This window comes from Methanobacterium sp. (genome assembly GCA_016222945.1).
Taxonomy (GTDB): Archaea; Methanobacteriota; Methanobacteria; order Methanobacteriales; family Methanobacteriaceae; genus Methanobacterium_D.
In genome coordinates this window covers 676,796-699,821 of record JACRPY010000002.1, presented here as the reverse complement: position 1 = coordinate 699,821, position 23,026 = coordinate 676,796, and the positions used below count along the sequence as shown (strand labels likewise).

At 35.0% G+C, this 23,026-nt stretch carries 23 protein-coding genes and 2 tRNA genes; 8 read left to right on the top strand and 17 right to left on the bottom strand.

All coding sequences use genetic code 11. The features are described 5' to 3' along the window. Positions 1-12 precede the first annotated feature (12 nt). From pstC to HZC47_03795, 3 genes are all read right to left on the bottom strand, one after another. Positions 13-885 carry a phosphate ABC transporter permease subunit PstC gene (pstC, locus tag HZC47_03805; GenBank protein ID MBI5680004.1) on the bottom strand — a complete coding sequence of 291 codons (873 nt, stop codon included), beginning with the start codon at positions 883-885 and terminating at the stop codon, positions 13-15. A 68-nt stretch (positions 886-953) separates the two neighbouring features. Next, a complete protein-coding gene (locus HZC47_03800; protein ID MBI5680003.1) occupies positions 954-1,763 on the bottom strand; it encodes a phosphate ABC transporter substrate-binding protein in 810 nt (269 codons plus the stop codon). A gap of 136 nt (positions 1,764-1,899) precedes the next feature. Then, a complete protein-coding gene (locus tag HZC47_03795) occupies positions 1,900-2,730 on the bottom strand; it encodes a phosphate ABC transporter substrate-binding protein (protein MBI5680002.1) in 831 nt (276 codons plus the stop codon). Positions 2,731-3,026: 296 nt separating this feature from the next. Here HZC47_03795 and HZC47_03790 point away from each other — a divergent pair, with 296 nt between their 5' ends. After that, entirely contained in the window at positions 3,027-3,296 is a 270-nt protein-coding gene (locus HZC47_03790; GenBank protein ID MBI5680001.1) for a 2TM domain-containing protein, read from the top strand. Positions 3,297-3,342: 46 nt separating this feature from the next. On the opposite strand, the gene HZC47_03785 is transcribed toward HZC47_03790, so the two are convergent. From HZC47_03785 to HZC47_03765, 5 genes are all read right to left on the bottom strand, one after another. After that, a complete protein-coding gene (locus tag HZC47_03785) occupies positions 3,343-4,257 on the bottom strand; it encodes a winged helix-turn-helix transcriptional regulator (protein MBI5680000.1) in 915 nt (304 codons plus the stop codon). A gap of 9 nt (positions 4,258-4,266) precedes the next feature. Next, the gene (locus HZC47_03780; GenBank protein ID MBI5679999.1) at positions 4,267-4,863 is read right to left on the bottom strand and encodes a hypothetical protein; all 597 of its coding nucleotides are present in this window, start codon (positions 4,861-4,863) and stop codon (positions 4,267-4,269) included. A gap of 112 nt (positions 4,864-4,975) precedes the next feature. Further along, a complete protein-coding gene (locus HZC47_03775; protein MBI5679998.1) occupies positions 4,976-5,782 on the bottom strand; it encodes a metallophosphoesterase in 807 nt (268 codons plus the stop codon). 144 nt (positions 5,783-5,926) lie between these two features. Continuing rightward, positions 5,927-5,999, bottom strand: a tRNA-Thr gene (locus tag HZC47_03770). Positions 6,000-6,175: 176 nt separating this feature from the next. Continuing rightward, positions 6,176-6,259, bottom strand: a tRNA-Leu gene (locus HZC47_03765). Positions 6,260-6,608: 349 nt separating this feature from the next. On the opposite strand from HZC47_03765, the gene HZC47_03760 reads away from it, so the two are divergent. The 3 genes from HZC47_03760 to HZC47_03750 all read left to right on the top strand — a co-directional run bounded on the left by HZC47_03760 (position 6,609) and on the right by HZC47_03750 (position 8,684). Beyond that, positions 6,609-6,803, top strand: a complete 195-nt coding sequence (locus tag HZC47_03760; GenBank protein MBI5679997.1) for a 4Fe-4S binding protein — start codon at positions 6,609-6,611, stop codon at positions 6,801-6,803. A gap of 166 nt (positions 6,804-6,969) precedes the next feature. After that, entirely contained in the window at positions 6,970-8,118 is a 1,149-nt protein-coding gene (locus HZC47_03755) for an NAD(P)/FAD-dependent oxidoreductase (protein ID MBI5679996.1), read from the top strand. A gap of 26 nt (positions 8,119-8,144) precedes the next feature. Next, positions 8,145-8,684, top strand: coding sequence for an MGMT family protein (locus HZC47_03750; protein MBI5679995.1), 540 nt, complete (start codon positions 8,145-8,147; stop codon positions 8,682-8,684). Here the strand turns inward: HZC47_03750 and HZC47_03745 are convergent. The 7 genes from HZC47_03745 to cdhA are packed head-to-tail and all read right to left on the bottom strand — an operon-like array spanning position 8,681 to position 16,893. Further along, the gene (locus tag HZC47_03745; protein MBI5679994.1) at positions 8,681-9,148 is read right to left on the bottom strand and encodes a 4Fe-4S dicluster domain-containing protein; all 468 of its coding nucleotides are present in this window, start codon (positions 9,146-9,148) and stop codon (positions 8,681-8,683) included. The genes HZC47_03750 and HZC47_03745 overlap by 4 nt on opposite strands. 35 nt (positions 9,149-9,183) lie before the next feature. Beyond that, entirely contained in the window at positions 9,184-10,557 is a 1,374-nt protein-coding gene (locus HZC47_03740; protein ID MBI5679993.1) for an acetyl-CoA decarbonylase/synthase complex subunit gamma, read from the bottom strand. 20 nt (positions 10,558-10,577) lie between these two features. Next, complete coding sequence (locus HZC47_03735) at positions 10,578-11,741, bottom strand: acetyl-CoA decarbonylase/synthase complex subunit delta (GenBank protein MBI5679992.1); 1,164 nt, start codon at positions 11,739-11,741, stop codon at positions 10,578-10,580. 43 nt (positions 11,742-11,784) lie between these two features. Continuing rightward, positions 11,785-12,540 carry an AAA family ATPase gene (locus tag HZC47_03730; protein ID MBI5679991.1) on the bottom strand — a complete coding sequence of 252 codons (756 nt, stop codon included), beginning with the start codon at positions 12,538-12,540 and terminating at the stop codon, positions 11,785-11,787. Between the two features lie 27 nt (positions 12,541-12,567). Next, positions 12,568-13,956, bottom strand: coding sequence for a CO dehydrogenase/CO-methylating acetyl-CoA synthase complex subunit beta (cdhC, locus tag HZC47_03725; protein ID MBI5679990.1), 1,389 nt, complete (start codon positions 13,954-13,956; stop codon positions 12,568-12,570). A gap of 54 nt (positions 13,957-14,010) precedes the next feature. Next, a complete protein-coding gene (locus tag HZC47_03720; GenBank protein ID MBI5679989.1) occupies positions 14,011-14,520 on the bottom strand; it encodes a CO dehydrogenase/acetyl-CoA synthase complex subunit epsilon in 510 nt (169 codons plus the stop codon). Between the two features lie 18 nt (positions 14,521-14,538). Continuing rightward, complete coding sequence (gene cdhA, locus HZC47_03715) at positions 14,539-16,893, bottom strand: CO dehydrogenase/acetyl-CoA synthase complex subunit epsilon (protein ID MBI5679988.1); 2,355 nt, start codon at positions 16,891-16,893, stop codon at positions 14,539-14,541. A gap of 308 nt (positions 16,894-17,201) precedes the next feature. On the opposite strand from cdhA, the gene cbiM reads away from it, so the two are divergent. The 3 genes from cbiM to cbiQ are packed head-to-tail and all read left to right on the top strand — an operon-like array spanning position 17,202 to position 18,967. Next, complete coding sequence (gene cbiM, locus HZC47_03710; GenBank protein ID MBI5679987.1) at positions 17,202-17,834, top strand: cobalt transporter CbiM; 633 nt, start codon at positions 17,202-17,204, stop codon at positions 17,832-17,834. Further along, positions 17,827-18,126: a PDGLE domain-containing protein gene (locus HZC47_03705; GenBank protein ID MBI5679986.1), complete on the top strand. Its 300-nt coding sequence runs from the start codon at positions 17,827-17,829 to the stop codon at positions 18,124-18,126. The genes cbiM and HZC47_03705 overlap by 8 nt, the downstream gene beginning before the upstream one ends. 49 nt (positions 18,127-18,175) lie before the next feature. After that, the gene (gene cbiQ, locus HZC47_03700) at positions 18,176-18,967 is read left to right on the top strand and encodes a cobalt ECF transporter T component CbiQ (GenBank protein ID MBI5679985.1); all 792 of its coding nucleotides are present in this window, start codon (positions 18,176-18,178) and stop codon (positions 18,965-18,967) included. 85 nt (positions 18,968-19,052) lie between these two features. On the opposite strand, the gene HZC47_03695 is transcribed toward cbiQ, so the two are convergent. Further along, positions 19,053-20,120 carry a type II secretion system F family protein gene (locus HZC47_03695; GenBank protein ID MBI5679984.1) on the bottom strand — a complete coding sequence of 356 codons (1,068 nt, stop codon included), beginning with the start codon at positions 20,118-20,120 and terminating at the stop codon, positions 19,053-19,055. A gap of 13 nt (positions 20,121-20,133) precedes the next feature. Then, positions 20,134-21,624, bottom strand: a complete 1,491-nt coding sequence (locus HZC47_03690) for a CpaF family protein (protein MBI5679983.1) — start codon at positions 21,622-21,624, stop codon at positions 20,134-20,136. A gap of 379 nt (positions 21,625-22,003) precedes the next feature. On the opposite strand from HZC47_03690, the gene HZC47_03685 reads away from it, so the two are divergent. Next, complete coding sequence (locus tag HZC47_03685) at positions 22,004-22,984, top strand: 50S ribosomal protein L11 methyltransferase (protein ID MBI5679982.1); 981 nt, start codon at positions 22,004-22,006, stop codon at positions 22,982-22,984. Positions 22,985-23,026: the final 42 nt, after the last annotated feature.

Sequence of the window (23,026 nt, the reverse complement as noted above, 5' to 3'; positions counted from 1 at the left end):
GATATTTAGACATTATAAGTACCCTCCACCTATAACAACTTTCTTTTTGTAGTGGAAGTAGTTGGCTATTATTAGAAGGACCATTATCATTATAAACAGCACTATTCCTGTTGCAAATAATGCATTATAATGAATTCCTGTCGCATACCCCATTTCTAACGCTATATTTGATGTTAATGCCCTTACAGGGTCAAATATGGAGTTTGGAATTTGTGCAACGTTTCCTGCAACCATTATAACTGCTAAAGTTTCTCCTACAGCCCTACCCATTCCCAGGATTATTGCAGTTATAATTCCAGGAATAGCTGCAGGGAATATAACGTTTTTTATGGTCTGCCAGTGTGTTGCTCCAAGTGCAAGGGATGCTTCTTTGTATTCATGAGGAACAGACTTTAAAGCATCCTCTGATATACTAATAATTGTTGGAAGGATCATTACAGTTAGAATTATAGATGCTGTAAGCATGCTGAAACCGGTTCCTCCGAAATGTACTCTCATAAATGGAACGAGAATTATAAGCCCAAAAAATCCGTATACAACAGATGGAATACCTGCAAGGGTCTCAATAACTGGTTTTAAAATTCTTCTCATTACCTTAGGCGCAATTTCTGCCAAAAATATGGCACAGAGTAAAGATAATGGCACTGCAAAAAGCAATGAGAGAAGTGTTATACCTATTGAACCAATTATCATGGTGAAAACACCATACTGGTCATCTGAAGGTGACCAGTCCATTCCAAATATGAAATGTAAGAATCCGTAGCTGTCCATTGCTGGAAGGCCTTCTTTAAATATGAACCCTATAATTAACAAAATCACTATGATTGACAAAATGGCCGTTACAAAAAGCCCCTTTTCTACTATAAATTCTTCATACTTCGTCATTTTGCACCTCTATTTTAGTCTGAAATAAATTTGTTAGCGTGAAAGAGGCAAATAGCCTCCCATAATCTCTATTTTACTGGTACAACTTTTTCTCCTTTAACAATAGCCTGACCTTCAGGACTTAAAGTGAAATCGATAAATTCCTTTACAACACCCTTTGGTTCACCTTTTACTATAAAAAGAAAGGGTGTTTGTAGGCTATAAGATCCATCTGAAACTGTTTGTTCTGAAGGAGTAATACCTCCTATTTTCAGGGCTTTAACATCATTGGTCATACGTGCAAGTGAAACAAATCCTATTGCACCAGGATCTTGCTTTACTGCCTGCTTAACAGATTCTGTTGAGCTTTGAACTATGGCATCATTCTTTATTTTGATACCTTTACCCATTATCAGATTTTCAAATGCAGATCTTGTACCTGATCCTGATTCTCTGGTTATAACATGAATTTCTAAATCCGGACCTCCAACATCTTTCCAGTTCTTAACCTTACCACTGAAAATGTCCTTGATCTGAGTTTTGTTTAGATAAGTAATGTTATTTTGATTATTCACAGCAATTACAATTCCTTCTTTTCCAATAACATATTCATTAAGTCCGATTTTTTCTTTTTGCGTTAATTCTCTTGAGCTTGTACCTATTTGGGTTATACCTTGTGATACACTACTTATACCCAGGCTTGATCCTCCGCCCTGGACATTTATACGGACATTAGGATGAGTTTCTCCAAATTTTTTAGCTAATTTTTCTGCTACAGGCTGCACAGACGTAGAACCTGCAATTTGTATTCTTTCATACTGTGTTGATGGTATAAATATTAAATAAGAGCAAATTATGATAATGGCAATTATTATTCCCAGTTTATATTTCAAATCCATTTTTTATTCACCTTGGAATATTCTTCTCCTTTAGAGTATTTAAATTTAGAGTGATTAACCAAATGGATTGTGAAATTTAATTTTTAAATTCTTCAATTTTTTAGCAAATAAATAAAAAATAGTGGTTTTAAACCACTTATTGAGTAGGTCCTACTGGAACTGCTCCAGTTTGCTTAACTATTGCTTGTCCTTCAGGGCCCATTACCCAGTCAATGAAATCTTTAACTGTGCCTGTTGGATTCCCTTTGGTTAAGAAAATGAATGGTCTTGTTATTTTGTAAGTTCCATCGCTAACAGTCTGTTCTGAAGGAGCCACACCGTTTATTTTAACTGCTTTAACATCACCATTTACACTAGCTAATGATATGTATCCTATAGCGTTTGGGTCTCCTTTAACTGCTTGAGCTATAGCTTCAGTTGAACTTTGTACAACTGCTGTCTTTAATATTGGAGTTCCATTTTTACCGCCCATTACAATGCTCTGGAATCCGTCTCTTGTACCAGAACCGTCTTCTCTTGTAATAACGTTAACTTTACCACCGGATGCACCAGTTACTTTGGTCCATTCAGTTACATTTCCAGAGAATAAATCTTTTGTCTGGTTTAGTGTAAGATCACTTATTGAATTAGCTTTGTTTACAACAACTACAATACCATCTTTAGCGATTTGAGTTTGCACTAAGCCTTGTGCATCACTATCTTTAGGTTTTGAAGATGCAGTACCAATTTGTGCTGTACCTTGTTGAACACTCTTAATACCTACAGATGTTCCTCCACCTTGTACATTAATCTTAACATCAGGGTGTTTTTGCATGTAAGCTTGAGCTAATTTTTCTGCTACAGGTTGCACAGATGTTGAACCAGCAATATTTATTGTATTCTGGTTTGAACCTCCTGTAAGAACCATGTAAGCACCAACTATTACTATTAGGGCTATTATTGTTCCAATTATATATCTCGAGTCCATTTCATTTCACCTCACCTATACTAATCAAAAACATATATTTAAATGTTACTATTTGTGTATCAATTAACACAATAAGTGAACTTATTGAAAAAAGAAATAGTATAATAATTCACCAAATAAGAACATTACTTTACTAAAAGCGAAAAGTTCGTATATTCAAAGTATTTTACAAAATAAGTAATTATAACTCTATTTTAAGCAAAAAACCCAATATTCAAAACATAAAAAGCTAATAAACCTAAAATTTATATAATACTTAAACTAAATTGTATAAATAAGAAATAAGGAGTTATAAAATGGATGAAAAATATGAAAGAGCCAAAAAAAAGGTTGGAGAAATAAAAGGTTTTTATTGCCATTTAATCTCTTTTATTGTGGTAAATGTGTTCCTTGCAGTTCTTAACTTCTTTACTACTCCCGGATTTTGGTGGTTCCTGTTTGTAACATTCTTCTGGGGAATTGGACTTTTTGTACACGGCTTATCTGTTTTCATGACCCATGGAATTTTCTCCAAAGAATGGGAAGAAAAAAAAATCAAAGAATACATGGAAAAAGAAAAAGACTAAACAAAAACTTTTCCTTTTTTTAAACATGTATTAAATATTTTATTCATTATTTTAACGAATTTCTTGATTTTCGCCTGAAACGTTCTGGAGTTGTGGTTCTGGGAATATTGTCATAAAATTCCCTTGAAGCATCAATTATTTCAATAGATATATCACCAATTCTCTCAAAAGCTTTAACTACTCTTGAAAGGGAAAGGTAATATGTTGAACGCTCAGTATCATCAAAAGAAGCTTCTGCCATTTGAGTTGCAATACAATTTAAAGCTTTCTTTTGTAAAACATGGATCCTCTCCTCAGAATCCATTACTTTATTTTTTAAATCAGTTCTTTCATTTAAAAAAGCTTCCATTGAGTAATCAACCATGTCTTTAGCAGTTTCAAACATTTCCTGTATGTATTTAAGCATTTCAGGGTCTATTTCATATGATTCTTTTAATGTAAAATTTGCAAACTGACATGAATGGTCACCAATACGTTCTAAATCAGACGCAACTTCGCTAAAGGCCATTGTTTTACTGAATTCTGATGAAGGATTCATTGATAATGCCATGTCCACTGAGGATCTTACCTTTTCATGCATATTATTTGTAATAAAATCCATCTGAAGCGCTTTATTGGCTAATTCTGTGTCAAAACTAGAAAGAGCTTCAAATGATCTATCAAGCTGTTTTAAAACATGATTTGACATGTTTTTTATCATATCCTTGATATATACAGTTCCTGCATGTTCTCTTGATGTTTTTTCTTCTTCAAACATTTCTGAAAATTCTTCAAATTTCTTTAAATCAATAGTATAAGCTCTTTTTACAACACCTTTCTCTATAAGGGGTTTTAATAATTTTGTGACATATCTTCTGGTTATTCCCAATCGTTCGGCAATTTCATCCTGTGTAGATGGATGTTCATAGAGTATAATATCTATTATTGCTTTTAATGTAATGTTTTTGGTTTTTTTTGTCATATTACCCCTTTAACTTTTATTGTCCTCTGGTTCACGGTTAATTACTATTGATTCTTGAATTATGGATATAATAACGTAGGAAAGTACTGCCACCACCACAAGCGAAATGATAAAGCCAAATTCTACAAAATAGGGCTTATATAATGTTACAAATGGCGAATTTACATCTACAAATCCATTTAAAAGTTTTATTACACCCACGGATAAAAGCATGTATCCATAGGATCTTTTTATATTCTCCGGTTGTAAAATAGGATAAATCCCCATAAAGATAAGTCCAATTCCAATTGATTTAAAAAGGGCCCAATTTGTGGCGTTTTCCAGTAAATAAAATATTTGTTCTGGTTTTCCGTATATGGCAGAAAATATATAGATTATTTCAATACCTACAATAATCATGAGAGGAATAGTATAAACTATCCTGGTTTCGATTTTTTTGGTTTTTACGCTTTCAAGAGGTTCCTTTATGTAATGCGACATCACTTGATAAAGCATCGCCCCTATAACTGCCCCTAAAATCGTTCCTGCGATTCCTATTTTTGAGGTAGTAAAAGCAACAATTCCTGAAATTACACCCGCCATTACTACATCTAACATTTTTGACATTTTATCACTATTTACAGTACATAATCTTCTTAATATAACTTTAATAGCTTGGATAAATCCCTATTTTTTACAATCTAATCTAAAAGGAAATAATGAGCTTGATAACCTGCAGTTATAGTACATTTAGAGAATTGTGCTTGTATGAACAGATTAAATATTCCTCTTTTTCAACTTTAACCGAATAATTAGCTAATTCTCTTTTATAACCGGTTTCAGTATTTATCAAGTTTACAAGAATCTGATCATCCTTTATTATCAGCTGATTATGTGATGGATAAGTGTGACCTCTTAATTTTCGGGTTGTTGCAGTCCCCGAATTTAATGTAACCATCCTCTCAATCATCCAAACGTTAGGGACATGTTTATGCCCATTTAAAACAAAATCAACACCATAATCACTGAATACTCTTAATAAATCCCCTGAATCAAGTAATATATTCCTTTCTCTTCCTGTTTGAGGTATAGGGAGTAAATGATGGTGAAATGTTACTATTTTACATAGATCATCGGGTATTTTGTCCAATTCATTTTTAAGCCATTCCAGTTGATCCACTCCAATTTGGCCATCGTTAATATCTGGTTCAGATGAATCAAGACCTAAAATAGCAAACCCTCCACTTTTATCCATATGTAAAAATTTTCTTTCTCCAATTAACTTTTCAAAATGGAGTAATCCCACATTTCGAGCATCATGATTCCCTGGAATTATATGTGCTTCTGTTATTGTTTTAATTTCATCAACAAAAACAGCTGCATCCTCATATTCATGAGCATACCCTTGAGTAGTTAAATCTCCCGCAATAATGATAAGATCAGGGTTTTCTTCTTCCAATTGTTTTAATAAATTGTTTTTTAAGTCCTGTGAAAAGTTTTTCTCACCAAAATGTATATCTGATATTTGTGCTATTTTCTTTTCCATGAATTGTCACCTGAATACAATAATAGTATTGCTAATTAAATAAAACTTACAATGATATAAACTTTTAGTACAACTTTTTTCCTAAAAAGCATTATAATGAATATAATGAAATGAATTCTAATTAATTTAAAATAAAAATTAAAAAGCCCCAGGGGGGATTCGAACCCCCGATCTATGCCTTACCAAGGCATCGCTCTACCGGCTAAGCCACTAGGGCCAAATGGAGTTTATTTTATCATTATTATTTAAAATAAAGATATTATATTAATGAACCATAAATATCAAATTCTTTAATTATCCCTCCACAACGAAGTGCGGACCTTTTTTTCAAGGAAAAAACCTGCAAAAATTTAATTTTTGCGGTAAAAAATCTATGATTTTTGAAAGGTTAAGTGCAGGGGATGGGATTCGAACCCACGTAGGCCTACGCCAGAGGATCTTAAGTCCACCCCCTTTGGCCAGCTCGGGCACCCCTGCATAACATAAAAGTTATTTGATGTCATATATTAAGTTAACGGTTTACTTTCTAACTAAGCTATAATTTCATAAAATTAGATTAAACCTTCATATATGAACTCATAAAATTATACGAGTACACTATAGTTATGAATAACTGGTATTTAAGCTTTTACCACAGAAAAATTAGAGGGCCTAAAAACCCTGAAAGTCTTTTTTATAGATTTTTATTTAATAATATGGTCAATAAACAGTTTATAAAGTCCATCCCTATCTAAATTTCTCAAAAAGTTTTATATTATTCCAATTACACATGATTTCTGTATAGTAATCTTTAATAGTTTCTGCTTAAAATTATTGGTGAAAATTAATGAAATTTAATATTGAAAAATGCGGGTGCTGCGGTGCATGTATCAGCGTGTGCCCTAATAATTCCCTGGAACTTACTGAAAGCATAATATTTGTCAATGAGGATAATTGCAATGATTGTGGAAGATGTACCATAATATGTCCTCTTGGAGCATTACTTTTGGAGGTTGAAGGAAATTCTCAAAAAATTCTATAAATTTTTTGGAAGTTAGAAAAATTCAACGCATTTTTCTAAAATTCACAGAATTTCCGATGTTTACGAAGCATAACTTCGTAACCGCAAAAACCTATGGTTTTTGCATGCCCCGAACAAGCAGTGTTCGAAAGGCCCCAAAAATTTTGACAAATTTGGAGGTAAATGAATGAAATATGATGTTGTCGTTGTAGGAGGGCGTGTTGCAGGTTCTGTTTCATCACTTTTCGCATCTAAAAATGATGTAGATGTGTTAATGATTGAAAAAAGGCCAGAAATTGGAGTTCCCCTCCAATGTGCAGAAGCTACAAGCGAAGTAACTTTTCAAACTTTAGGAATAAAACCTTCAAGCAAATACATACGTTCAGAAATATATGGTGCAGATATCCATTCTCCTGATGGAAATAGTTTTAGAATGGATCCTTCTAATGAAAATGGTTACATTTTAGATAGGAAACTGTTTGATAAAAGTCTTGCTGTTGAATCAGCCAAAGCAGGGACAGAAATCATGGTTAAAACCACGGTAAAGGATCTTATTATTAAAGATGGAAAGATTAAAGGCGTGGTTGCAAAGCATATGGGTAAAACCATTGAAATTGAAGCAGACATGGTTATTGCTGCAGATGGAATAGAATCAAATGTAGCAAGAATGGCAGGATTAAACTCACTTTGGGACGTGAATGACCTTTGTTCGTGTGTTCAATACAAAATGGCAGGTATTGAAACTGATCCAAATTATATGCAGTTTTATTTTGGAAATGAAATTGCTCCGGGAGGATATGTTTGGATTTTTCCCAATGAAAATGGCGTCGCCAATGTTGGAATTGGGGTTAGAAGCTCTAAAAAAACAGCGTATGAATATCTAAACAAATTCACCTCAAATCTTGGCGGTACTCCTATTGAAATTAATGTAGGAGGAGTTCCAGTTTCAGGAAATATTGAAAAAACGTATGCTGACGGATTACTGGTTGTTGGGGATGCTGCAGGACATGTAGATCCTATAACTGGTGGGGGAATTCATTTTGCAACAATATGCGCAAAAATAGCTGGTAAAGTAGCTGCAAATGCCATAAAAAACGAAGATGTATCTGAAAAGTCCTTAGAAGTATATGAAAAATCATGGAAAAACGAGATTGAACGTGATATTAAAAGATCACTTAAATATCGAAAAATCATGGAAAAACTTAGTGATAATGAGTTAAATGCACTTGCAAGATTTATGCAGAAAAATGAAGGTAAATCTATTTCAGCAAAATCATTATTAGGCCTTGCAAAAGAATCTCCCAGCCTTTTTAGAGTTTTAAAAGATATAATTTGATTTATTAACTGTTAAGTGGACTTTAAATGAGCAAAAATCACAGAGCGGAAGTTACAATATCAACATATGAACTTGATGGACTTTATTTTGCAGTGGGTGTTTCTAAAGAAGGTAACATTATCAAATGTTCCTTGCCAAAAGAAAGTAAGCAAAATGCAATTAATGAAATTAAAAAAACGTGTTCTTCATTTAAAATATCTAATAAATACCAAAAATATGCAAAAAATGTTTGTAAATCCTATTATGGTGAAAAAATTCATTTTAATATAGATATTCCGGATATGGGTGATTTTCAAAAAGAAGTACTTCAGGAAGTCTCTAAAATTCCTTATGGCGAAGTTAGAACATACAAACAAATTGCAGAAGCAATAAATTCAAAAGCTTATAGGGCTGTTGGAACTGCAATCAGTAAAAATCCTCTTCCACTAATAATTCCCTGTCACAGAGTCGTGAAATCCGATCTAAGTGTTGGAGATTTTTTTGGTGGTATGGAAATGAAAAAAGAAATATTAAAAAATGAAGGAATTTGTATTGTTAAAGGAAAAATAAAGAAAAAAGTTGATTAAAGCTTATTCTGACACGATTTCAATGTTTCTTCAAGAATTTCTGCAAATGAAACATCTTTTTTAAGTTCTTCAAGTTCTTTTATTGAGAATACCTTTAAGACATTGTCTTTACAAGCTTCAACACATGCAGGTAGAATTTCATCAGTTTCCATGCATAATGTGCATTTTTGTGCGGTTTTTTTCTCTTCATCTATTGCAATGATCCCTATTGGGCATGCGATCATGCAGAGCCTGCATAAAATACATGCATCTTCATCCACTTTAAGTGTGCCTTTTTCTTCTCTTATAGCTCCTGTTGGACATATCCGTGCGCATGGAGCTTTATCTGGATGACAATGCATACAAAAAATTGGAATAGAACTACTTTTTTTCGCTCTTGCTGTTCCATGTTCTTTTTGGCATGCTGTAATGCAGTCTTTGCACTCTGTGCACATTCTCGGATCTACAACCATCAGTGTCTTCATAGTATCTGTCCTCTCTGGTTTTAATCAATTATTAGTTATACCTTATCTTTAAGGAAATCAGAAAGTGCTGATGAATCTCTTGGACCTACAATAACTTCCCATCCAGTGTCATCTTCTATTTCACCACTTGTAGGTGCCCCAAGACCTGGTATTACCAGTTTTCTGGTTTTAACTTTATCTTCAATACCTGTTTCTTTTATTAAATCAGCGACAGCCTTTCCATTGAATTGACCACCGGCAACTGCCACATCTACAGCTCTACCTTCAGTATCAAGCACTAAAAGATAACCGTTGGCCTTCCCTGACTTTAAATCTCCTTCTACTGTGTAGTAGGTAAGTGCAAAGTTTGTGGTTAATGCAACAGGCGAATCTTCGTTTAGTTCACCAAATTCATATACTCCCGCATCTACTGCTTGAGGTTTCCTTGGATCAGTGAAAATACTCTGTCTTAATGTTAAAACAGGTATTAACTCCCATATTTCAGTTCCATGAATTATCATGATGTCTGCATATTTGTTTATAAGTGTTGCTGCAATTGTAGCTTCTTTTATGGCCGTATTAACTTCATCTTCTTCACTGTTAAGCCATGTTAATGCTGGAATTCCTAAAATTGGGAATCTGAAGTCTTCATCTCGCTCTTCAATTGCGAGTCTTCTTATCATTACAAAGTCATCTAAAGTATCTCCAATTCCATCACCTACATATGTACCAGGATCAAGAATTATGTCTGTAATTCCTTTTGCCCTTAATGTCCTTGAAAATTCCTTCATTTTTTCAAGGTCGTTTGGAACAAAGAGTGCGATTGGACAATCGTATTCAAGTGCAAGTGATGCCATTTGCTCTATGTTGTTTTCTGTTGCACCATAAATTAATGGTCGTTCATCTCCAACAACTTCAAGTGCTGCTTTCATTGCATCAGCATCAAATGAACATAAGACTAATGCTAATTTAGATTTTTTAAGTTTTTCAACAGCTTCTTTGAACTTAGAAGCATCTCCTGACTTGTTTCTGATTGCTATAGCATCAAGTGTGAGCAGTTCTCCTGTTCTTTCAAATTGTGTGTCTTCTATGATTTTAACCCTCTCTTCAAAGGCAGCATCTTCCATATCATCAGCTATATCAATTACAAGAGGAGTTTGGTTATAATAAGTTAATTCATATCTGTAAAGGACTTCATCTCCACCTACTATTATAGCTTTATCGCCTTTACCAATTGTTATTTCTTTTACAGCAGGTGCAAGTAAATCTGCAAGCTTGTCAAATTCATCTGCTGCTAGTTGTGTGCATAATTCAAGGTCCATTTCTTTTTCTGAGAGTTTTGTGGCAAATGCCATACATGATGCCTCTCCACATTTTGCACAGTTTGTTTTTGGAAGTAATCTGTAAACATCCATTGCAGTAACAGCCATATTTAAACCTCCATTCTCCATTATTCAAGTTCAGTTACCCAGTTTGAAATATCTGGTACTTCTGTAGTCATATATTCCTTTGTGAATGTTTCACCAATTTCTCTAAGCATTTTTACTGATTGTGGGTGAAGCATCATAAATATGTCAACACCACAGAGCATCATGGTAAGTCCAGTTACTATTTCCCATATTGGCCCTCTGTAGTCTGTTGGTCCCCATTCTTCTTTTTTCATCCATGCTTCACGTGAACCCCATGCATTGGTTGTTCCTGATGACATTGGCATTTGTAAATCTGTATCACCTTTAAGGGCTGCGAGTCTTGTTCTGGTTATAACGTCTATTGAAAATTCAATCCCATAACCAAGCGCACATGTTGTTGGGTCCATTACAATGTCATTTTGAGTTAATCCTTCCTTCATGAGATATTTATTAAGCGTTTTTTGCATGTTTATATCAGTTATTGCCCATGAAAGAACGGCATGATTATAATCTACTGCTGCTTTTGCAACTTTTCTGTAGTCCAGGTCAAGGTTTGCAGATGCAAGTAAACATCTTTCATCTTCTGCAGCTGCTGCAGCTGCTTCAAGAACTATTGGATCTTTTTGTGGGTCTCCTGAAGCTCCTATAACCAGAGGTACATCCACAGCTTGTAAAACTTCTTCAATATCTTCTGCTGCTTGTCTTGGAGTTTTATCCATAACCTTTGGCCCTGTTCCAATAAGATGTATTGTTACCATGTTTGCGCCGAAGTCTTTTACAGCTTTTTTAGCCCAGTCCCCCGGGTGTTCCATTACATCTTCAAAGTGTTCTCTGATTGGTCTCGGCAATCCCGGCATTGGAATATCGAAAACATCAAATGTTACAACTGGAGGGTTTGGCTGCGGCTCTTCAAAGCGATATAGTGCTTTTTGTCCCCCTAAAAACACTGGTTTTCTTGTTCCAGCTCCAAGCTGAACTTCTGCTACCTCACCAGGGTAGTCATAAATCGGTGGTTTAAATTCTTCAGCCAGCATTGCTTCTTTTACAATCCCTGCTTGTTGAACTTGCTTTTGAGCTTGTTGAACAACTTGCTGGATTGCAGGCATTAAATGGAGTTCAAGTTCGTCAAAATCCATCCTGAACTCATTTAGTTCTATGGTATCTGTATTTTCAAGCAGTTTTAGAAGTTGTGTCATTTTATCCATAAACCCACATCCTTTCTTTATCCGTTTAATTTCTAAAAAATATTTATTTTAAATTTAAAGTCTTTATTACATTTAATATAGCAGTGTTCGCATTGGAATCATCAGGAAGATCAATTAATGGTTTTCCTTCCGAATCATATTCAGAAACGATTTCATCTTCATATATTGTTCCAATTACATTTAATCCTGTTTCATTTACCCTTTTAAGCACTTTATCTTCCATATCTCGCTTAACACGGTTTAAAATTAAATGCATTTCTTTGAAACTTATATCCAGTTCTTTTGATAGTTCACCGATTCTCTGTGCAGTTAAAATACCTCTTTTTGATGTGTCTGTTACTACAAGCATAATATCAACATTTTGGGTTGTTCTCCTGCTTAAATGTTCCAGACCGGCTTCTGTATCTATTATTATGATGTCATAGTTTGATGAAAGGGTTTCGATTATTTTTCTAAGCATGTTATTTACAGCACAGTAACAACCACTTCCTTCAGGCCTTCCCATTACAAGTAAATCAAATTTAGGAGTTTCAATCACCGATTCCATGATTTTGTAATCAAGTATATCCCATTTATTTGTTCCACTTGGAATTTTACCTGCAGCGGTGTCTTTTTTGAGCTCTTCCCTAACATCGCCAACTGTACGTTCCACATCTATCCCCAAAGCTTCTGGTAAGTTGGAATCAGGGTCGGCATCTATTGCCAGTATGTCTTTTCCACTGTCCATCAATGATTTGATTAAAAGGGAAGATGTGAGTGTTTTTCCAGTTCCGCCCTTTCCACTTACTGCTATTATCACTAATTTACCCCTTATTAAAAATTTAATTTATTTTTTCTTTATTATTACCTTTTCAGCGTAGATTTTTGCGTTTTTAAGAATTATTTTCACTCCGCCAGATGCAGGCATTGAAAGTTCAGGAGCATATGCAACTTGAGCCATAGGAACACCTGTCATTTCAGGTTCCTCTGAAACTTCTTCTACTGTTTCAGGTTCTTCTACTGCTTCTTTTGCTTGTTTTAATCTCTCCATTATTGGATGTTCATTTTCTCTTAGGAATTTTCGGATTTCTTTAATGCTTCCGGCATCCTCTTCAGTTGGAATCTTTTCCATTAATCCTTCAGGGATAAATTCAGTAAGAGAATCTTTAATTTCTTTAGGCATCCAGATTACTCTTTCATAACCTCCATCAGCCTGTAAAAATTTAGGAGATCTCATATATTCCATACTTAATCCTGTAAATCCTTCTACTTGTTTTCCACCGGAACATTGACCTGCCATTGCTGAAAATGGTATTCCCAGCGGAGTTTCTCCTCTAAAGTCACGGTCTACAATTCCAATTCCATCAAGTTCCGGAATATAAAATGCTACAGCTTCAAAACATCCGCATGATGTGTGTGGATATTCAAATACACTGTGTAGGTATACTCTATCTGTAAGGCCCTGGGATCTATCTGCAACCATGGCATTTACATCGCTGTATTCTCCTTTTTCAGCATCCAGTACTTCACCTTTTGTTACTTCAAATATTGGCCCGTCAGGATCCATTTTAGCTGCTGCTCTGCAGTCGAACCAGTTTATGGCCCCGCAGAGAGCTGTTCTGTCTGGTGTAACCACACAAACGTGGCTTGGCGCAAATGATTGGCACATTACGCAGCCATAGAACACGTCAACATCTTCATCGCTTAGTTCTCTTGCTCTTGCATCACGAACCTCATACATTGCTCTTGCTGTTTCAATAAACGCTTCTACTTCGCTTTTTTCTGTAAATATGCTTACAGATATCTTTTCTATTATTGGGAATTCTTCTTTAAGAAGAATTGAAAGGGCTTTTGCAAGGTGCTCAAGCTTAAAACCTGCTTCAAGGGCTTCTTTACTTACACGACACCATATTTGGTCTCTTTGATTTAAGTGCATGAATCCCTTCACGTAATTACAGAGTTCGTGTATTCTACGCTCTATAACTCCTTCAAGCTCTTTTTCCAGTTTTTCTCCTTGAATTTTCACTGATATTCCAAAGGGATAAATTTCTCCTTCGGTCATTTCGGACAGTTCTGGCCCTATTACTTCTAATGCTCCATCCTCAACGTCTTCTGCTACTTGTACGAGTTCTGCACCGGAAGATTTTGGACCTGCAAGTTCAACGAACATGTTCGCCGATCTTATTCGTTCCCCTTCATACATTGGACTAACATCAACAGGTATATCCTCAAACATTGAATTTCCTCCATAATTCTGATTCTATTTAATATTTCATTTAAACAAAAAAGATTATTCTGCTAATTTTTCAAGGTATCTAATCCATGCCTCATCTTTCATGTTAGGGAATGATGCATCTGCATTGGAATGGAAATATTTGCAGAGTGTAAGAGTTTTCAGGTGCGGTGCAAAGTGTTTCAGGGTTGAAAGTCCCTGTGAACCTATATAATAAATTACACCTATGAACATGACTAAATCATGCTGTCCTTCTCCAGTTATACCTTTCCAATCTGGATCTTTAAGAAGATTTACAATTTCAACTACTCCATAAGGCTTACTTTCAACACCCGCCTCATTTAATGATTTAAATGCATCACCAGTGCTTACTATTGGAATATTCCACTTATCTGCAATACTTGTTGCCAGTCCCAATATAGGGCTATCCTTTATAAGCGGCCCTATTACCATTAACGGTCTTTTTGCTTTTTGAAGCATCATTTCCGCTGTTTCCGGTGTAACAAGTAAAGCTTGTTTTGGCCCGGCTATTACTGTTGGTTGCCATGGGATTACTCTTTCATTCATTTAATCACCTTTTAGTAATCATTTTCCCTCTGATTTTTCCCTAAAATCCATTGTAGATGGTTCCTGTGGAAGTGCTCTTGGTTCCCATCCTTTCTCTTCAAGCATTGCCAGTACTTCTTTTTTATAGGTTATAGGGATGTCTTTATCGTTTCTTACAAACCTGTAAACATCGTCAGGTAATGTGCCGAAATACTTTTTGTGCAAGTCTAAATAATGATTAAGTTTTATTTGCCTTCCTTTTGAAGTGTCATTTGGCCTTATACATAATTTTGCAATCATTACAGTTGCTTCGCCACGGTTTTCAGCAGCATACAACAAATGTTCTGGTGCTGGTTCTCCATCTATAACTTCTCCAGTACGTAAATCGTTTAGCTTCCATGTTTCTGGTTTATCGGTTCTTCCAAGGAATAATCGTCTGTATTTGGTTCCGTGAGGACCTACAACGACTGGTATTCCCCATCTGTTTACGCCTGTTGCAATTGCTGCAGCTTTCTGAGAGTAAGCTCCCCATGCCACACCGCATGCTCCAACTCTGTTTAAGATGTAATCAGCTATTTCTTCGAAGTTTCCTTCAAGTGGCTTTTTAGCAAAGATATTAGCAATTTTAATACATGCTCCAGGTATATGTGCATTTGAAACACACGAACCAACATTTACAAGACCTTTAGCGTCGAAATCACCGCTGTACCTTTCATATAGAGTTTTACCTTCTTCATTACGGTATTCTCCAACAGTCATAGCTCCGCATCCGCTGGTTACAACGATATAGTTTCTTTCAAGGAACTCTTCTGCCATTTTGGCAACGTCTTCCCCACCTTCAGGATAATTAGTACATCCAACGAATGCTATAACACCTGGAATATCTCCTAATACAATCGGTGCACCTACACGTCTTATTTCAACATCTTGAACAGGTCCTCTACCTGCTCTGACATTGTATTTTTCATCTTTGACGTAATGCTCCCCTATTTTAGTGAGCATGGAGATTAATGGAAGATCTCTTTCACATTCCTGCTCGCATCTTCCACATGTGTAACAAACATCGTTTTCGTATAATTCTATGAATTTAGAAAAGTCTCCTTTACTTGCATCCATAACTGCATCCATCATTGGCTGGCTGTTTGGACATACTCTTTGACACCAACCACATTCAGTACATTCTTTGGCCATTTCCTGTATTTCATCAAGATCAGGTAATATTTTAAGGGCTTCACGGTCTTTTGCTATCTGCATTGCAACACGTGAGGCTACTTCACCAACCTTATCCGGATCAAGGATTAATGCACCTTCAATTTCTTCATTTACAAGTTGTTTAACAATTTTATCTGCATCTTCATTGGTTAAATCCGGAAGTCCCAGGCATATTTTATCTGTTGTAGCGATTACTGCTGCTTTGTTCTTTTTAGCTTCCTCAAGGACATCTGTCCTTACACACTGCTCATCAACAACTATAACATCAGCAACTCCGCTTCTTACGAATTTAAGCTGTTTTGAGATAGGTCCAACAACTTTTGCGCTTTTATTGTATCTTGTTATGTCCAATGCTGCACAGCATATCCCACATACTTCAACATCGTCTTCCAGATCTTTATCTTCAAGGTAATCAATAATTCCTGCCCCTGGAGCTACATTGTGCCCTATACAGAGTACTACTGGTTTTTCTTTGTTAATTGTTCCAAATCCTAACTCTACAAGAGGTGCATCTTCACCTTTTGGCATGTTAAGAGCAACAATTTGTGCAATATCTCCAATTTCCTTTCCGAGATTATCCATTAATCCTGCCTGGAATGCTTTCGATTCAAAATCTTCGCTACTACCCTCTTGACCAGTATGACATGCAGATAACAGATGTACCATCTGTTCTTCCAGATAATCAAGGGCTTCTCTTAAATCTCCCAGTGTTTTTGGTTTTTTACCGAGAAGTACTCTCATAATAGGTGCTTCAATTTCAATATTCATTCCCAGATCTACGGGGAAGTCTATACCTTTTTTACCTATGAGATAATCTAAAAGGTGCCTTGCATGTCCAGAATGAGCTGCAGATCCAATACAACATGCCAAAAGGACAATTCTTGCTTGTTGAGCTTTTATATCAATTCCACATGCTCCTTTTTTCCCTGCTGTTAAATCGCATTTTCCGTATGTGCAAAGACAGCACATATCACAAAATGGTGCGTAAAATGGTTCGTATCTCTCTAATAGTTTCATGTCCCATGATCTTAGATCAGTTACATTTGGCTTAGGAGTTGGCCCCATTGATTCAGGGGCTTCTTCGGTTCCTTGTTTCTCAATTATATCTCCAATTGAGAGTTTGATATTTTTTGATTTCCAGAAATCATCTTTGAATTCTTTAGGTTTAGGTCTGTGTACCACAGTTATCACCAAATTATTAATGATTTATAATGATATTTCTAATGTAATTATCAAGTTATATAAACTTTATTATTTATATTCAAAAAAAACATTAATTGTTAATAATATAACTTGTTTAAGAAAATCCGTTCTTTAGTTATAGTTTCTATTTTTTACAAGGCATTATTACAATTTCCAATGAATATCAGCCTTTATTAATACTTTTTTATTACAATTTTTACTAAAAACAAATCTTTTGTAATACTAACGAAAACGTTTATATTATAAAAAGATAGAACTTCTTTTTGTAAAAGAGGAGGTTTAAAAAAATGCATATACCTGATGGTATAATTCCACTATGGCAATGTGTTATATATATTTTAATTGCATTAATAGTCGGTTTTTATGCTTTAAAATGGGCTAGAAATAATCTTGATGAACGTAATGTTCCTTTAATAGCAATCTTAGCTGCAGGCATATTTATTATACAACTTTTTAATTTCCCCATATTCGCTGGATCTAGCGGACATGTTGTGGGAGCAGTTTTAGTAGCTATTTTACTTGGAAGTCCCTTTGCAGGGTTTCTGATTTTAACAGTAGTTTTAATCGTACAGGCCATTGCACTAGGTGATGGAGGCATAACTGCCTTAGGCGCAAATATTTTAAACATGGCAATAATAAGCAGCTTTGTTGGATTTTATTCATATAAATGCCTTAGACGCTTTAATGAATTAGCCGCCATATTCTTGGCAGGGTGGATAGCAGTAGTTACCACGTCCATTATAACTGCATTTGAACTCGCTATTGCAGGAGTTTTCCCGTTAATTCCCGGAATACTACTTATGGGTGGTTTACATGCAATAATAGGTATTGGAGAAGGACTTATAACCATGATTGCAGTTGTGGCAATTAGAAGTGTACGCCCTGACCTTTCAATAGAAGGAGCTGGCACTCATGAATAAACTCATAATTATAGGCTTATTTATTGCATTTGTAGGGGCTGTTTTAGCACCTTATCTAGCTGTTACTACTCCTGACGGGCTAGAAAAAACTCTAGAAACAATTAAAAATCCTGGAATTGAAGAAAAAGCAGCTATAGAATCTCCAATGCCAGATTATAAAGTACCATTCCTTGGTGATTCTCCAATGTCCACTACTGTAGCTGCAATTATTGGAATGTTACTGGTATTTGGTTTAAGCTATGGTATAGGCCTTATAATTAAAAAAAGGAAAAATAAAGAGAATACAGAGTAAAATTTATGATAAACCCCATTAACGTATCTCATCTCAAGAGGAAAATCGAATGAATGTTTCAATAGAACGCATGGAGCGAGAATCCAATAAAAAAAGTGTCTTACATAACATAGACAATAGAATCAAACTTATTATCACTATAGGAATAATAATCTATGCAGTATACACTCAAAATCTTTTTGTGCTCCTTGTCATGGAAATATACCTAATATTACTAATATTATTATCAAAAATTTCATTTTCCTATGCACTTAAAAGAATATTACTAATTCTACCATTTGGAGGAGCTATAGCCATATTTCAACCATTTATAAAATCTGGAGCCGTACTTTATACTTTGCCTTTGGGCATAACCATGACCTACGAAGGCACGATATTTGGAATACTGTTACTATCAAGATTAATTGTTTGTATAACCGCTATTGTTCTTCTATCTTCTGTAACTCCAATGCAAGAAATTATTAACTCTGCAAGAAAATTAGGAATGCCTCGAGAATTTTCAATGATTTTAAGTCTTATGATACGTTATTTATTCATGTTTTATGACGAGCTTTTAAAAATAAGGGATGCTCAAAAATCAAGATGCTTTGATATTTGGAGTAAAAAAACAGCTTATTTGTGGAGATTAAAACAGATCGGATATACTATAATGATGATGTTCTTGCGCTCTTATGAACAGGGCGAAAATGTTTATTTCAGCATGTTAAGTCGCGGCTACTCAGATAATTCAAGATTATACAATGATAACAAAAAATTAAATGTCAAAGACTACACATTTATAGCAATAACCATATCTCTAATATCTCTACTTGAAATTACTCGTTATTTTTCAGTTATATAAAAAAATAAATGAATTAAAACTTTTTTTATTAAAAAGAGAAAATGATAAAAAATTCCATTTTATCATATATTATCTCAATTTTATATTATATTTGAGGTTCAAGTCTTTTAATCATAAATGCCAAAAACCCAACAATCAATGGGAAAAGGAACAAATACAATATTAAAAGCACTATTGGTGGGAACATAGGTCCCATAACAGTTGAAGCTGCAATTAACATGATCATGAGAATTACGGGACCCAAAACAGCTACAAACATGTATATCATGGTGAATGAATTTAGTTTTTGAGCGTAATCCTTCAGTTTCATTCTAAGCTCATAAGCAATATCTTCTGCTATAACATTTAATGTTCTTGAAAGGTCTCCACCACTGGCTAAAGTCCTTGTTATCTGATAAACAGCTCTTGTCATTCCCTCAGAGTTTATTCGCTCACCCATATCTATTAATGCGTTTTCTGTTGTTTCACCATATTTGATCTCTTCAAGTGTTCTTGCAAATTCCTCTGAAAGAGCACCATATCCTGATAAAGCTATAGATCTCATACTTTCATGAAGACCAAGACCTGCACGGAGCTCTGTTGCCATCTGTCTTAAGGCAAATGGTAGTTCTCTTGAAGCTTCAGATGATTTTTTTCCTTTTTGAAGTCTAGGTAAAAATAATATGACCCCTGCCATTAAAAATACCAATAATCCGAATACAAGCCCAATTTCAATTCCAAATCCAAGGGCTGTCATTAAAATAAGAATTACTACAAATGAAACGGCACCCATTCCCATTATTAATTTAGGATCCATTCCCTCTTTTTCTTCTTCTTTAAGAAGCTCTTCAAGAGCTGCTTTTTTATAAACATCCCTTTTTTCTTTATCTACATCAGACTTTTTATCTTGCCTTTCATATTTTTTGTCGATGAGCTCTTTAAACATCTGAATCTCATCTTTATCCATTTTCATTCTTTCTATAACACGAGGAGATGTTTTTGAAGGTTTAACTGAAGATTTAACTGAAGACTTTGAAAATCCAGGCCGAGATGGTGGTCTGATCTTGCTTAGTTTACCCACAGGCTTCTGGACACCTTCTCCCACTTTTTTACCTGAATTAACTGTAATTCCGCCTATTTTATTGAAGATATTTTTAAGACCCTCGAAAGCCATCTGATCACCTATATTATAATATTTTCTCTAATACTTCATCTGGATCCTTATAATAATTATGTACCCATTCTCCTACATCATCAATGGATCTAAGATTGTTATCTGCCATATACTCTAATACTAATCTTCTTTTTTCAATCTCTTCTTCAATTTCTGTGATACTAATTCCTCGAAGTTCTGCAATTTCCCTGAGTGTCTGACTGGCTATTCCAACATATTCAACTTTATCCACAACATTATTCCATTCAAATACTCTGTTTAGCTGTACATTACCTTCTTCCATTCCCACTACTTCAGCAACTTCTGTCACTCTTCTTATAGAACCGCCTTCAGGCCTGTACATCCTGTTTTGCATAATTATAAAATCAAGAGCCGGTATCATAATATTTGGAACATTCATCGGAGGATTTATAAGTCTTGTAATTGTTTCTCTCGCAGTGTTAGAGTGAAGGGTACCAAATCCAGAGTGACCAGTATTTAAAGCCGTAAAGAGCGTTATTGCTTCTGCACCTCTTACCTCACCCACAATTACTCTGTCAGGTCTCTGCCTCAAGGAGTTTTTAACTAAAGTATCCATATCTAACTCCCCTTTCCCTTCAATGTTTGGAGGGCGGGTTTCCATACGCAAAACATGATCGTGAGGAAGCTGCAGTTCTAAAGTATCCTCAATTGTAATTATTCTCTCACGAGGTGGTGTAAATGCAGCAACTGTATTCAAAGTTGTGGTTTTACCAGAACCAGTACCTCCCGCAATAATACCATTACATGGTTTTACTCCAAGTCCATCGACACATACCCATAAAAATCCTGCTAAGTGTGATGATATGGTTTTAAAGTCAATTAGATCAACAACAGTTAATGGGTCTTTACGGAATTTACGTATAGTCAATGATGAACCGTCTGCAGAGACAGGAGGTATTGTAGCGTTTACCCTTGAACCATCCTCTAACCTTGCATCCAGAATAGGTGATTGTTGGTCTATCCTACGGTTTACTTGTCTTGCTATAACATCTATAATCGCTTTAATATCTGTATCTTCATCAAAATTAACATTTGTTTGCATCATCCCTATTTTCCGGTGATAAACAAATACTGGCTTTTTAGTTCCAATTACCATTACTTCTTCAAGGTCATCGTCCTTGATCATTGGATCCAGTTTACCGTAACCCAACATTTCCTGAGATATCTGTGATGCGAGTTTATCTGTATCTCTGACACCTTTCATTCTCAAGAATTCTTTTACTTCCTTAACAAATGAGCTTCCATCCACTTGGAAGTTTTCACCTTGAGCTACAGCTACTTCCACAAGTTTTTCACGTACTTCATTCAGTAACTGTCTTTCTCTTTCTGTAAATTTAGGAACATTTACATTGTAAAGTGGAATTATGCCTTCTTCTATTATTTCCGCCTTTATTCTCTCTCCCAACTTTTTCGATCTTCGAGGAGTCCTTTTTGTCTTTTCCCTTCTAGGTTTTATGGGAGGTTCTGGTACAGATTCATCCATTATTTTATCTAATTGGAATAAATCATCTTCTTCTTCATCTTCATTAAAAAGTAGTGGTTTCTCTTTTTTTGTTTCAGATTCATCTGTTTTAAAATCTAATTCCCCGAATAAATCCTCTTCCGGTTCTTCTTCACTTTCAAACTTTTCAGGTTCGTGTTCAGGTTCGAATGGTTCTTCTACATCTTCTGGGATTACTTCTGGAGGATAAGACGGTTCTTTAGTTGGTTCTTCAACTTTTTTCTCTTTTTCTTTATCTTCTTCATCACCAGAACCAAATTCGCCTAAAAGATCCCTGAGTATTTCTTTACGTTTATTTCTCATTTGACTCACGATAACTTTTAACTTATATATTTATATTGAATATCAAATATTTAAGCATATGGACATAAAATGTAGGTGTGGGAAAACCTGCATAAACCCTGCACCTGAAATCTTAAAAAATATCGATTTGTTATATAGTTCGTGTGCCCGTTGTGATACAGTTCAGTTAAAGAAATTTTCTCCTTTAGCTCGGCAAGTATATCTCAACGAGATAGATAATGATTTTAAAAGTTGTAGATGTGGTAAAAGACACCTTGATGCCGTAATTGCACATGTTTTAAAGATAATGATTGATGAAGGAGTTAAGGATGAAAAATCAAGTTTAAGAAATGCCTGCACTCCCCTAATAACTCCTGCTTATCCCCTTAATTCTGCCCCATATTTACCTGAAAATTCTTTGGTAATATTATCCAATGATTTAAACAAAAATTGCGCAAAAAGAATAGTAAATGAAGTTTCCCAAGTAAAAGGGGTTTTAAAGGGTGATTTAAGGGAAACTGTAGGCATAAAAGATGTTAATTTTAATCCAAATGTATACGAACTTCTCTCTGGATGCGATATTCGGTGTGATATTGTCCAAACACCCTACGGAGCATTATGTATTCATAAACATCAGGGGAAAACCCATATTGAGTTTCCAAAAGTAAAATCACCTAAAATCGAGATTTTAAGAAAAGTTTTAGACAAATATGATGCTCCTTCTGTTCTTGACTGCACCTGTGGGCCTGGAACATTAGGTATTGCCTGTCTTAAAGCAGGAGCGCGATTTGTTGTTTTTAATGACCTCTGGTTTCCTGCAGTAACTATGACTGCAATTAATTTGGAGGCTAACGGGTTTCCAGTGGATTCTTGGGACTCCAAAAAAGAAATAATTGCAGAAGGCGAAAATTTTAAAATTTACAGTCTGGATATAAGGGAATTAGAAAAGGTTTTAGATGAAAAATTTGATATTTGTATTGTTGACGCGTTTCCTGGTGTTGATACAACAGAATTTGTGGAAGCTGCCGGTAAATTAGGTAAAGAAGTTGTTGTAATTTAGATTTAATGCGTACTTGAAAATATATAAATATAAACAGTGATA